A 12,713-nucleotide genomic window follows, 5' to 3' on the forward strand; every position below is an offset into this window, starting at 1 on the left:
CGAGTCATGGTCATTCATGTCGCCGAGGTGACCCAGGTTGTGCAGCTTCGACTCCTGCAAGCTGGTGGCGACCGAGATGACCGCGGCCCGCTCGTCCATGCCCGACTTCTTCGTCGCAGCGATGATCGCCTTCACATTGGCGGTCTGCTCGTCGTCCAGAGCGATGCGCGACTGGACGCCCTGCGTGCCGTGCGGGATCAGCTTCGCCGTGTCCACACCCGGCTTCTTGTCCGACTGCACCACGGCAACCGGCTGAGCGTCGACCGTGTGCGCGTTGTGCGCCGCGATCGGACCACCGATGACACCACCGGCGAACGCGAGACCAGCGATACCAAGAACACTCTTACGCATGATCGTGTTCATCATCAAAGCTCCTTCGGGGGTGATGACCCGCCAGGGGACGCGGGCCAGCGCCACAACCGGCGCTTCGAAAAAGGGGAAGTCTGAGGACCAGGCCCACCACCACGAACCCGGGGGTGGTTCACAGGGGCCCGGTGGGGGTCGGCGTGCGGGGCGAGCCGGGGGGCTTACCGCGCCGGGGTCGGTGTTCAACGACCGGCTGCCAGCCGTCATTCCCGGCGACTCCACCAGCACCGTCGGTGGGGACCAGGGGGCGGCGCGCCGGACCGTGTTCAACAACCGGCGGACCGGCATCGTTCCCGGAGGCCTCGCCTCTGCGGACCGACCTGAGGACCTGCCGGACGAGCGGGCTGCTACCTCGGCCGTCAGAGACTGTTCAACGCCCCCGACCGGGCCACGATTCCGTCCCGCAGGTGCAGCCGGTCACACCCAAGCGGGTTGACCATGCCGGGTGTGGGGGGCGGCTGCGAGGGGTGTCCGGTTCCGGTGGGTAATGGTCAACTCGGCTTCCTTGATGTCGGCGCGTCCGCACGCCCCGGACACGCCCGACATCAGGGAACCGGCGTCGATCAAGCCGCAGACGAAACCGGCCGGTCCCAGACGGGACCGGCCGGTTTGCGAGTTCCACACCTCACCAGAGCTGCTGGACGATGTCCGCCGCCTGGTCCTCCCACTGCGCGTAGGCGAACGGGAAGGCCGAGACCTGGACGGTCTGGGCGGCCTGCGACAGCGGCATGTTCTGCCACCCGTCCACGTTCTTCAGCGCCGTGAAGAAGGCGGTGGCCGCGTAGTCGGGGTCGGTGATCTGCTCAGGGGTGCCCCAACCGGACGACGGCCGCTGCTGGAACAGGCCCTCCGAGTCGTGGTCGTTGGACGCGCCGAGGTTACCGAGGTTGTAGAGCTTCGACTCCTGCAGCGACGTCGCGACACCGATCACCGCGCCACGATCACCCACGCCCGTCTTCTTGGCTGCCTTGATGATCGCCTTGGCGTTGTCCCGCTGCGCGTCGTCCAGCGGGATACGCGACTGAGCGCCCTGAACGCCGAACGGGACCAACTGCTCCCGGCTCGGCTGGCCGACGCCCCGCTTGCCGTCGCGGGAACCGGTGGTCATACCGGAATCGTCCGTGGCGCCCTGCTTGTCGTGCCCACCGTTGCTGGTGGCGAAATCGATGGCGGCGATGGCCGCGTCGTGCGGTCCGATGGTGACGGGAGCCGCCACCGCGGTCGGCCCGAACGCGAGGCCGCCGAGGGCGGCCACGCCCACCACGCTCAGTGCGGTCTTCTGGTAAGAGTCCTTCGCGATGGCCGGGAGCCATCGAGTGAAGTCGAACTTCACGATGGTTGCCCTTTCGATCATGCGAAGCGCTCCGGGATGAGCACTCCTCGGGGGATGTCCGCACCGGAAATGGGTTTGGGCTCGGGCGGTACGGGGGACACAACCAGGTTGGCGTGTCGGTCATTCCGGATATGACCCCGCTGCGGGCGGCTGCGGCGCTGGTCACAGCACGGAACACGGACACCTGGTCGGGCAGCGCGCAACACCAGACATCAGCGAACTTTCGTGACGACCGGTCCTCGGATGCGCGTCCTGCGCCCGTACCGCCCCACACCGTGCGGTGGTGGAGAAAGCAAGGACTCGGCGTGCGGCGCGGCGCAAAGAGCCCACTCCGGCGGGATAGGGTCAAGAAGCGCCGACCGGGGGGCGACGACATGATTGGCGCTCCGCTGCCCGGTCGTCGACGGCACCGGGGCCAGGCGCTCCGAGCATCCGGGCGCGCCGGGCATCCGCGCGTGCCGACCCCCGCAGCGGACCGCGCGCCGCTCGGCGTGCCCCACCCGACGAGAGGCCACCCGATGAGCACTGCGGATTACACGCTGCGGCCGATCGGCCGGGTCGAGTCACCGCTGACCGATCCCGCGACAGCTCCGAAACAGGGGGACGAGGGCGCGCCGGAATCCTGGCTGGTGTTCGCACCGGACGTCGCCCCGGCGCTACACGACCTGCGGCCCGGCACCGAGGCGCTGGTGGTGACCTGGCTCGACCGGGCCCGGCGGGACGTGCTGACGGTGCATCCGCGCGGTGACACCTCGCGACCGGAGACCGGGGTCTTCTCCACCCGTTCGCCGCACCGGCCCAATCCGATCGGCCTGCACCGGGTACGCCTGCTGGCGATCGACGGTCTGCGGGTGCGCGTCGCCGACCTGGAGGCACTCGACGGTACGCCGGTGCTGGACGTCAAGCCGGTGCTCGGCGACCCCGCCGAACGGTGACCCACCACCTCGGCCCGTGCGGCGGATGATGCGGCCCGGACGGGCGAAGCCCACGGACCGGTACGTGGCCGAACCGGAACGGCCGACCACGTACCGGCGGGACGGTCAGTGGCCCCGGGCGATCCACTCGTCCAGGTGCGGAGCCTCGGCGCCGATCGTGGTGTCGTCGCCGTGGCCGGTGTGCACCACCGTCTCCGCGGGCAGGGTGAGCAGCCGGTCCCGGATCGACTCGATGATGACGCCGAAGTCGCTGTAGGACCGGCCGGTGGCACCCGGACCGCCGGCGAAGAGCGTGTCGCCGGTGAACACGGCGCCCAGCGCGGGCGCGTGGAAACTGCACGCGCCGGGGCTGTGCCCGGGGGTGTGCAGCACCGTCAGCACGATGCCGGCCACCTCGACGTCCTGCCCGTCACGCAGCACGCCGCCGGGCGCGACGTCCGGGTGGGTCAGGTCCCACAGGATCCGGTCGTCGGGGTGCAGCAGCACCGGGGCGCCGGTGGCCCGGGCCAGTGCTGGAGCGACCCGGACGTGGTCGTCGTGGGCGTGGGTGGCGAGGATCGCCCGGACCCGGCGCTCCCCCACCACACGCAGGATCGCGTCCACGTCGTGCGGTGCGTCCAGCACGACACACTCGGTGTCGTCCCCGATCACCCACACGTTGTTGTCCACGTCGAACGTCTGCCCGTCCAGGGAGAACGTGCCGGTGGTGACCGCGTGGTCGACCCGGGCGGTCACGGAAGGACCACCACCGAGCGCAGCACGTCGCCGTGGTGCATCCGCGCGAACGCCTGCTCCACCTGGTCCAGCGCGATCTCCTCGGTGACGAACGCGTCGAGGTCGAGGCGGCCCTGCAGGTAGAGCTCGGTCAGCATGGGGAAGTCGCGGCTGGGCAGGCAGTCGCCGTACCAACTGGACTTGAGCGCGCCGCCTCGACCGAACACGTCGAGCAGCGGAACTTCGACGGTCATCTCCGGGGTCGGTACGCCGACCAGCACCACCGTGCCGGCGAGGTCACGGGCGTAGAACGCCTGCTTCCACGTCTCCGGTCGGCCCACCGCGTCGATCACCACGTCGGCGCCGAACCCGCCGGTGGCGGCGCGGATCGCCTCGACCGGGTCCTCAGCCGTGGCGTCAACCGTGTGCGTGGCACCGAACTTGCGCGCCCAGTCGAGCTTGCGAGCGTCGGTGTCGATCGCGATGATCGTCGTCGCGCCGGCCAGCGCCGCGCCGGCGACCGCGGCGTCACCGACACCACCGCAACCGATCACCGCCACCGAGTCGCCTCGGGTCACCCCACCGGTGTTCATGGCCGCGCCCAGGCCAGCCATGACCCCGCAGCCGAGCAGCCCTACGGCGGCCGGTCGAGCGGCCGGGTCGACCTTCGTGCACTGCCCGGCGTGTACCAGCGTCTTCTCGGCGAACGCGCCGATGCCCAGGGCCGGGGTCAGTTCGGTGCCGTCGGTGAGGGTCATCTTCCGGGCGGCGTTGTGGGTGGCGAAGCAGTACCAGGGGCGGCCGCGCCGGCAGGCTCGGCAGACACCGCAGACCGCGCGCCAGTTCAGGATCACGAAGTCGCCCGGGTTGACCTCGGTGACACCCTCGCCGATCTCCTCGACGATCCCGGCCGCCTCGTGTCCGAGCAGGAACGGGTAGTCGTCGTTGATGCCACCCTCGCGGTAGTGCAGGTCGGTGTGGCAGACCCCGCAGGACTGGATCCGGACGATCGCCTCACCGGGCCCCGGGTCCGGCACCACGATCGTGGTGATCTCGACCGGCGCGCCCTTGCTGCGGGAGATGACTCCCCGGACCTCCTGGCTCACGCTTTTCCTCCTGGTCGACGGCGGAGCGACCACCGGGGCCGGCGCGGCTCCCGGGCACAGCGTCCGGCCGGACACCCACCACCACAGGCGCCCACCGGCATCGGTGATCGACTTCCGGTGAACCTATCGGAAACCGCCCATGCGGCCTAGGGGTCGTCCGGTAGCGGGTTAACCGGCCCGATCGAGGGGTAGGCGGGGGCACGATCCGGCCTCACCGCGGGAGTGGTCATGAGAATTGCACATGTGCCGCTGCGCGCTTCCATCGGCGCGTACATGCTCAACTCCGGGCTGACCAAGCGAAACCTGGAGGGCGAGGCGGCCCAGGCGACCCACGGCATGGCGGTCGGGGCGATCCCGCAACTGCGGCAGATTCCCCCCGACCGGTTCGCCAAATTGTTGTCGTACAGCGAGTTGGCGCTGGGTGCCGCCCTGCTCGTCCCGCTGGTGCCGTCGGCGCTGGTCGGGCTCGGGCTGACCGCCTTCGGCGCCGGGCTCGTGCAGCTCTACCTGAAGACGCCGGGGCTGCGCCAACCGGGCAGCGTACGCCCCACCGAGGCGGGTTCCGGGCTCGCCAAGGACGTCTGGCTGGTCGGCGCCGGGCTGACCCTGGTGCTGGACGGCCTCATCCCCCGACGGCTGCGCCGCTGACCCTGGCGGCTGCCCGCTGCCCTGCCGGGCGCGGCGTCAGCGCTACCCCGTCGTGACCGCCGCCGTGGGCTGAACACGCTTGGACGACTCGGCGGCGAGCCGGCGGCGGGTCGCGTTGCGGTGCCGGAACACCTGCACCGCGCCGAGCGACCAGAGCACGTACTGCAGTGCGAAGGCCCAACGGAACGCGTCGAGGTCGGGGGTCTCCCGCCCCGCCGGGGTCGCGGAGTCGAGCACGATGCCGACGGCGAGCACCAGCACGATGGAGGCGACGAAGCCGCCCACGTTGACGATGCCGGTGGCGCTGCCGATACGGCTGGCCGGGTTGAAGGTACGCGCGTAGTCGAAGCCGATGATCGAGGCGGGTCCGTTGACGGCGAGCACCAGCACCAGCGCCACCAGCAGCCAGTGCGGTGCCGGCCCGGGCCAGGCGAGCACCACGGCCCAGACCGCCGCGGTGGCCGCCACCACCGTGAAGACGAGCACCGAACGACGGTACGGGTGCCGGGCGCAGAGGTGAGCCAGCACCGGTCCGACCAGCAGGCCGGCCACCGTCATCAGGGTGAGCAGGGACGCCGCCGTGGTGGGTGTGAGGCCCTGCCCCTGAACCAGGAACGGGTAGCCCCAGAGCAGCGCGAAGACCGAGCCGGAGAACTGGGTGACGAAGTGCGTCCAGAGGCCCAGCCGGGTGCCGGGTTGGGCCCAGGCGGCGGCCAGCTCCCGGCGGACGGTGCCGAGCCGGGGCGGCGGGCCGGCGAGGGTCTCGCGGTACGGGGTGTCCCGCACGGCGACGAGGACCAGGAGCACGACCGTCGTGCCGAGCGCCGCGGCGACGAGGAACGCCGGTGTCCAGCCGAGGTGGTGCAGCAGCGCCACCAGGGGCACGGCGCCGAGGACGGCGCCGAGCTGACCGAGGGTGCCGGTGAGCTGCACGATGAGCGGGTTGGCCCGGCCGGGGAACCAGAAGGTCACGATGCGCAGCACGCTGATGAACGTCATCGCGTCGCCGAGCCCGACGAGGATCCGGGCCACCACGGCGAGACGCACGTCGGTGGCGAGAGCGAAGCCGAGCTGCCCGGCGACCATCAACGCGCCTCCGGTCACGAGCAGCCGGCGCGAGCCGAAGCGGTCGAGCAGCACCCCGACCGGAACCTGCATCGCCGCGTACACGGCGAGCTGGGCCACGGAGAAGGTGGCCAACGCGGAGGCGTTGATGTCGAAGCGGTGGGTGGCGTCGACCCCGGTGACGCCGAGTGAGCTGCGGTGGAAGACCGCGGCCACGTACGCGGCGAGTGCCACGCCCCAGACCAGTACGGCTCGGCGGCGTGCGGGAGCGGCGGCGCTCACCGCGGTGTCCGCGGTAGCCGTCATACCTCCATCCTCGGCGGGTCGCCGGATCGGCTCGGGGCCGGTCACCGGCAACGTGGCGTGGACCACCGGCCCGAGCGTCCGGCCGGGCCGTGGCGCCGGCCCGGCGTGACCAGCCCGGACACGCGGATGGGGCAGTCCCACTGCGGGACTGCCCCATCTCGATCAGTGCCTTCGGTCGGCCGTACTCGGACGGCTCGGACGGCTCGTGGGTCGGCTCAGAAGCCGAGCACGGCCCGTCCCCCGACCACGGGCAGCCGCAGTTCGCTGTGGTCCGGCGCGACCCGCAGCTCCGTGCCGCCGTTCGGCAGCAGGGTGTACTCCTGGTCGCTGGAGAAGACGACCACGCCGATCCGGTGCCCGGCCGGGAAGATGTAGTCCTTCGGCTCGAGGGTCCACCGGAAGTCGTACAGCTTGCCCTGCTTGAGCTGCTCCGTGCGGGCCGCGCTCTTGCGGTTCTGCGGGTCCATCCAGCCCCGGGTCACCACGGTCGGCGCGGCGGTCGAGCCGGCCGGGCCGTAGTCGACCAGGTAGGTGGTCAGGTTCGCGTCCGGCTTGTTGTCGATCGCCATCCGCAGCCGCATCTCCGGCCGCCCGGAGATGCGGACATCCTGCTCGAGCGCCGGGGAGAGGTAGGCGAGGCGGTTCGGGCTCGCCGCGTCCGGGCCGGCCACCAGCGTGTCCGGTCCGATGGTGCGGCCCTCGTCGACGAAGCTCTGCTCGACCTTGCCCTTCGGCCGCTTGCCCGTGGTGAGCGTGCCGGGCTGGGTGGCGTTGGTGGCGGCCAGCTTCACCGCGACGTCGCGTGCGCCCGGGTCGGGCCAGTTGGCGTACGTGGTGTAGACCCGGTCCTCCCGCTGCAGTACGGCGGTCGGCTCGTCCATGATCCCGTTCGGCACGTTCCACAGCCAGTAGTCGAACCAGCGGTTCTCGGTCTGCTTGTACGTCCAGGTGCGGCCGTCGGGCAGGGTCACCGACGCGTTGTTGCCGGGGCCGCCGTGCCCGCCCTGGTGCAGCCAGATCTTGCGCGGGACGTCGCGCTTGGCGAGCTCGTCCCACCACCCGGCGAAGTGCTCGGTCTTCACGTTCCAGTCGTTGAGGCCGTGTACGACGAAGACGCTCGCGTGCACGTTCCGCGCGTCGAGGTAGTCCCGGTCCGCCCAGAACTTCGTGTAGTCGCCGGTCACCCGGTCCTGCTGCTCGGTGAGCTTCGCGATCTCGTCGGCGCAGGGGCCCTCGGCGCGGGTCTGCCCGGCGGTGAACTGCGCGAGGATGTCGGTGTCCTCACCCTGGTAGGTGCCGGGTGCGACGACCAGACCGTTGGCCCGGTAGTAGTCGTACCAGCTGCTGATCGCGGAGACCGGCACGATGGTCTTGAGACCCTCGACGCCGGTCGTGGCGACCTGGTTGGGCAGGGTGCCGTTGTAGGAGACACCGGTCATACCGACCGCGCCGGTGGTCCAGCCGGCGGTGACCGGGGCGCCGCTGGCGTCGTAGCCCTTCGCCCGCCCGTTCAGCCAGTCGATGACCGCCTTCGTGCCGAGCGTCTCGGCCTGGTCGCCGCTGGTGGGGCAGCCGTCGGAGTCGGCGGTGCCGACGCTCTGTCCGAGCACCACGGCGTAGCCGCGCGGCACGTAGTAGTCGTCGAGCGAGCCGGGCAGGTTCGCCTTCGCCTCCGCGCGCTGCACGCCCAGGTCGAGCGCCCGCAGCCCGGAGCGGCCGGTCCGGCCGTTCTGCGGCAGGTCGTCGACCAGCACGCTCGGGTAGGGCACGTCGCCCCACGTGTCCTTGCGGTACGGGCTGTGCTCGAAGATGACCGGCACCTTGAGGCCCTGCGTGGCGGTCTCCCGCGGGCGGGAGATGTCGATGGCCACCCGGTCGCGCTGACCGTCGTGGTCGGTGTCGACCGGGGTCTGCACGTACACCCGTTCCTCGATCGCGTCGGCGAGCGAGAAGACCGGCTGGGTCATGCCGTCACTGACCACGATGCCCGGCTGCGGCGCGGCGGCGGGCGAGGCCGCGGCGCTCGCGGGGGCGGCGCTCAGCAGCAGCGCGCCGGACACGCCGACACCGAGCAGTGCTAAATGGGGAGATCGACGCACTCGCGTCTCCTTCGATCGGACTGATGGCCGGGTACGGCCAAGGGGTGGATTCCGAAGATCCATTCACCCACATGCTAGGGATGGTCGGCGCTCCCGTCGATGACCATCAATCGTACGAAATCAGTCTGACCCGGACCGTTCGGCACGGCGAAGCAGCCCGTCGGTGTCCACCTCGAACCGTTCACCGACCCGGCCGAGCAGGTCGGCGAGCCAGGCCGCCTCGTCCGGCGCGGCCCGTTCCAGCCGCATCCGGCGCACCCGCATCGGAGCCGCACGCAGGTCCCGCAGCTCACCGGTCGTGGCGTCGATGGTGGGCAGCCAGAGCAGCCGCAGGTGCGGCCGGTACGTCTCGTGACCACCGATTCCCTCGTAGTCGTCGACGAGGTCGCCGCAGCCGTAGAGGATCAGCCGTCCCCGGTGGACCTGCACCGGGCGGGGATGGTGCGACGAGTGGCCGTGCACCACGTCGACTCCCGCGTCGAGCAGGCGATGGGCGAACGCGACCTGCTCCTGCGTCACGTCGTACCCCCAGTTGGAGCCCCAGTGCACGGAGACCAGCACCCGGTCGGCCGGTGCGGCCTGCGCGGCGATCCGCTCGGCCAACGCGTCCGCGGCGGCCGCCGAGACCTCCGGAAGGTACGCGACGCCGGGCCGGTCCGCCGTGGCCGCCCAGTGCGGCGCCACACCGCTCGACCCGGCGGCCACGCCGAAGACCAGCAGCCGGCGCCCTCCAGCGAGATCCACCCGGGCCGGCCGCCAGGCCGAGTCGGCGTCCCGGCCGGCGCCGGCCGTCGCGACGCCGATGCCCTTCAGCGTGTCGAGCGTGTCGGTGAGCCCGTCCGGGCCGAAGTCGAGGACGTGGTTGTTCGCCAGCGCGCAGACGTCGAGCCGGGCGGCGGCGAGGCAGGACACGTTGCCCGGGTGCATCCGGTAGTGCACTGCCTTGCCCGGCTCGTGCGTGCCCCGGCCGGTCACCGCCGTCTCCAGGTTCACGATCCGCGCGTCCGGGCGCAGCTCGTCGAGGAGTTCCAACGCCGCGCCCCAGGGCCAGCTCACCGGTACCGAACGCGGCAGCGGACCGTTCGTCCGCTCGGCCAGCCGCACGTACTCCCGCGCGTCGTGGACCAGTTCCTCGCGCAGGTCGGCCGGGCCCGGGTGAGGCAGTATCGTGTCCACGCCACGGCCGGTCATCACGTCCCCGCCGAGAAACAGGCGGATCGTGTCGTCAGCCATCCGCCCACCATCGCACCCGGCCCGCGCCGGCACGGGTCGGACGCGAACTTGACCCGCCCGGGCGGGCCTGATCGCTATCGTTTGGGCGACGGCCGGCCGGAGGAGCGTGTGTGACCCAGACCCGCTCGGCACGCCCGTGGTACCGGCGGATGACCGGACGGCGACGCGACGAACCGCACCGCACCGCGACCCCGCTGGAGCTCTTCTTCGACCTCTGCTTCGTGGTGGCCGTGGCGCAGGCCGCCGACAACTTGCACCACGCCCTTTCGGAAGGGCACATCGGCCTCGCGGTCGGGCGCTACCTCATGGTCTTCTTCGCCATCTGGTGGGCGTGGATGAACTTCACCTGGTTCGCCTCCGCGTACGACACCGACGACGACGTCTACCGGATCACCACATTGGTGGAGATCGCCGGCGCGCTGACCCTGGCCTCGGGGGTGCCGCGCGCGTTCACCGAGGGCGACTTCGCCACGATCACGTTCGGGTACGTGGTGATGCGACTGGCCACGATCGTGCACTGGATACGAGCCGCAGCCGGTGATCAGGCGCACCGGCGCGCCGCGCTCCGGTACGCCGGCGGGGTGTTCGTGGTGCAGGTCGGCTGGCTGCTGCGGCTCACCCTGCCGGACAGCTGGCTGGCGGGCTCCTTCCTGGTGCTGGCGCTCGCCGAACTGTTGGTGCCGGCCTTGGCCGAGCGGCCGGGCATGACGCCCTGGCATCCGCGGCACATCGTCGAACGGTACGGCCTGTTCACGCTGATCGTGCTCGGTGAGGTGGTGCTGGTGACGTCCGTGGCGATCCAGACCGGGTTGGACGCCGGCGACCGTCACCTCTGGTCCCTCGCCGCTGCCGGCACGGTGATCGTGTTCGCGCTCTGGTGGCTCTACTTCGACCGGCCGGTGGCGGTCTCGAACCAGCTGCGGCACGCACTGTTCTGGGGATACGGCCACTACCTGATCTTCGCCTCGATCGCCGCGGTGGGCGCCGGCCTGGCGGTGGAGGTGGACCACGAACGCGACGACAGCCATGTCTCCGGTCTGACCGCCGGGTACGCGGTGGCCGTGCCGGTGGCGGTGTACGTGGTCACCCTCTGGGCGCTGCACGTGCGTCGCCGACCGCACCGGTGGCAGACCGCCGCCTGCCTCTGCACGGCGGCGCTGGTGCTGCTCGTCCCGCTCGGGCCGGCGCCGGTACACCTCGTGGCGGTCCTGCTGTTCTGCCTGGTGACGGTCACCGTGCTGGCGCGGAGGCGGAGCAGGTCGCCGGACGACACCGACCCGGGCCCCACCGGGAGCGAAGGCGGCGGTCCGGTCGAGGCGGAGTGAGCGGGCCGATCCACTGAACGCGACGACCCGTACACATCCGGTATGGGACACGCCGCGCTCAAGTGGGCAGAATTGGGCCATGTCTTGCCGTCGATGGCTGCTCGCCGACCAGCTCGGGCCCCACTTCCTCGACGACTCCGACCAACCGGTGCTGCTCATCGAGGCGCGGGAGCTGTTCAGACGCCGACCGATGCACCGGCAGAAGGCCCACCTGATCCTCTCCACCCTGCGGCACCGCGCCGCTGAACTCGGCGACCGCGCGCTGCTGCTGCGGACCGGCACGTTCCGGGAGGCGTTCGACCGGCTCGCCGAGCCGGTCGAGGTCTGTCATCCACACTCGCGGGCGGCGATGCGCTTCGCACGTTCCGTGCCCGGCCTGGCGGTGCTGCCGGCCCGTGGGTTCATCACGAGCCCGGCGGACTTCGCGGTCTGGGCCGAGCAGCAGCACGGCGCGCTGCGGATGGACGACTTCTACCGGCACGCCCTGGACCGCCACGGACTGCTCCGCGCCCAGGCCGGGAGTCCGTCGGCCCGCCGTCCGCCCCGCTCGGCCGACGCCACCCAGCCCGTACCGCCGCCACCGCCGGTCGTCGAGGATGACATCGACGCGCAGGTGCGCCACGACCTGGACCGGTGGGCGGCCGACGGGGTGCGGTTCGTGGGCCGCGACGGCCCCCGCCGGTTCCCCGCCACGCACACCGAGGCGCGGACCCGGCTCGCGCACTTCCTCCGCCACCGGCTGCCGGAATACGACCGGTACGCCGAGGTGATGAGCGTGCACGACCCGCTGCTGACGCACAGTGGGCTCTCCTCGTCGTTCAACCTCGGCCTGCTGGACCCGCGGTCGGCCGTGCAGGCGGCCGAACGCGCCTGGCGCGACGGATCGGCCCCACGGGCCGCCGCGGAACTCTTCATCCGCGGGCTGCTCGGCTGGCGCGAGTTCCTCTGGCAGCTCTACTGGTACGCCGAGCCCCGATTCCGGGGCGCCGGCGCGCTGTCCGCCGCCGAGCCCCTGCCGCAGTGGTTCGCCGAACTGGACGCGGACGCGGTCGAGGCGCGCTGCCTCGCCGACGTGCTGGCCACGGTGCGGGACACCGGGTTCACCCACCATGGTCCCCGGCTGCTGGTGCTCGGCAACTACGCGCTGCAACGCGGGTGGCGGCCGGCCGAACTGGTCGACTGGTTCCAGCGCTCGTTCGTCGACGGCACGGACTGGGTGATGAACGCGACGGTGCTCGGCATGAGCCACCACGCGCAGCCGTCCCCGGTGGAGACCCGGCCGTACGCGGTGGACGGCACGTACATCGACGAGATCAGTGACTACTGTGCCGGCTGCCGGTACGCGCCCGAGCGGGCGCTCGGGGACCTGGCCTGCCCGTACACCGGCGGGTTCGAGATGTTCCTGCACCGCAACCGGGGCCGGCTGGTCGACGACCCGCGGCTCGCCGCAGAGCTGATCCGCCGCGACGAGCCGGAGCACCGGGACGCGGTGCTGGCCCAGGAGGAGAAGCGGGGCAGCACCGCGCCCTGAGAGGGTGTCTGAGAAGGGCAAGTCCCACTGCAACACCCTCTGACCGTTCAGC

10 protein-coding genes and 1 pseudogene are annotated in these 12,713 nt (G+C 71.5%); 4 read left to right on the forward strand and 7 right to left on the reverse strand.

The features are described from left to right. Positions 1–363, reverse strand: a pseudogene (locus AB0F98_RS19690) (hypothetical protein); the annotation flags it as partial. 628 nt (positions 364–991) lie between these two features. After that, the gene (locus AB0F98_RS19695; RefSeq protein ID WP_357737599.1) at positions 992–1,699 is read right to left on the reverse strand and encodes a hypothetical protein; all 708 of its coding nucleotides are present in this window, start codon (positions 1,697–1,699) and stop codon (positions 992–994) included. A gap of 518 nt (positions 1,700–2,217) precedes the next feature. On the opposite strand from AB0F98_RS19695, the gene tsaA reads away from it, so the two are divergent. Beyond that, positions 2,218–2,634: a tRNA (N6-threonylcarbamoyladenosine(37)-N6)-methyltransferase TrmO gene (tsaA, locus tag AB0F98_RS19700; RefSeq protein ID WP_357737221.1), complete on the forward strand. Its 417-nt coding sequence runs from the start codon at positions 2,218–2,220 to the stop codon at positions 2,632–2,634. A gap of 105 nt (positions 2,635–2,739) precedes the next feature. Here the strand turns inward: tsaA and AB0F98_RS19705 are convergent, their stop codons facing one another. Together AB0F98_RS19705 and AB0F98_RS19710 are read right to left on the reverse strand one after the other, a co-directional pair. Beyond that, on the reverse strand, positions 2,740–3,369 hold the full coding sequence (locus AB0F98_RS19705; protein WP_357737223.1) for an MBL fold metallo-hydrolase: 630 nt from the start codon (positions 3,367–3,369) through the stop codon (positions 2,740–2,742). After that, positions 3,366–4,454 carry an S-(hydroxymethyl)mycothiol dehydrogenase gene (locus tag AB0F98_RS19710; RefSeq protein WP_357737225.1) on the reverse strand — a complete coding sequence of 363 codons (1,089 nt, stop codon included), beginning with the start codon at positions 4,452–4,454 and terminating at the stop codon, positions 3,366–3,368. The genes AB0F98_RS19705 and AB0F98_RS19710 overlap by 4 nt, the downstream gene beginning before the upstream one ends. Positions 4,455–4,682: 228 nt before the next feature. Between AB0F98_RS19710 and AB0F98_RS19715 the strand changes: the two genes are divergently transcribed. After that, positions 4,683–5,102: a hypothetical protein gene (locus tag AB0F98_RS19715; RefSeq protein WP_357737227.1), complete on the forward strand. Its 420-nt coding sequence runs from the start codon at positions 4,683–4,685 to the stop codon at positions 5,100–5,102. Positions 5,103–5,144: 42 nt separating this feature from the next. Here AB0F98_RS19715 and AB0F98_RS19720 read toward each other — a convergent pair whose 3' ends face one another. The 3 genes from AB0F98_RS19720 to AB0F98_RS19730 form a co-directional block, all read right to left on the reverse strand. Then, the gene (locus AB0F98_RS19720; RefSeq protein ID WP_357737229.1) at positions 5,145–6,473 is read right to left on the reverse strand and encodes an MFS transporter; all 1,329 of its coding nucleotides are present in this window, start codon (positions 6,471–6,473) and stop codon (positions 5,145–5,147) included. A gap of 215 nt (positions 6,474–6,688) precedes the next feature. Then, positions 6,689–8,572 carry a Xaa-Pro dipeptidyl-peptidase gene (locus tag AB0F98_RS19725; protein WP_357737231.1) on the reverse strand — a complete coding sequence of 628 codons (1,884 nt, stop codon included), beginning with the start codon at positions 8,570–8,572 and terminating at the stop codon, positions 6,689–6,691. A 120-nt stretch (positions 8,573–8,692) separates the two neighbouring features. Further along, positions 8,693–9,805 (reverse strand): CapA family protein, encoded by a 1,113-nt coding sequence (locus AB0F98_RS19730; RefSeq protein WP_357737233.1) that lies wholly within the window; start codon positions 9,803–9,805, stop codon positions 8,693–8,695. A 110-nt stretch (positions 9,806–9,915) separates the two neighbouring features. Between AB0F98_RS19730 and AB0F98_RS19735 the strand changes: the two genes are divergently transcribed. Next, complete coding sequence (locus AB0F98_RS19735) at positions 9,916–11,130, forward strand: low temperature requirement protein A (protein WP_357737235.1); 1,215 nt, start codon at positions 9,916–9,918, stop codon at positions 11,128–11,130. A 79-nt stretch (positions 11,131–11,209) separates the two neighbouring features. Then, on the forward strand, positions 11,210–12,661 hold the full coding sequence (locus tag AB0F98_RS19740; RefSeq protein WP_357737237.1) for a cryptochrome/photolyase family protein: 1,452 nt from the start codon (positions 11,210–11,212) through the stop codon (positions 12,659–12,661). The last annotated feature ends 52 nt before the right edge of the window (positions 12,662–12,713 follow it).

The sequence above is a fragment of the Micromonospora sp. NPDC023737 genome (assembly GCF_040639715.1).
In the GTDB taxonomy this organism is placed as follows: domain Bacteria; phylum Actinomycetota; class Actinomycetes; order Mycobacteriales; family Micromonosporaceae; genus Micromonospora.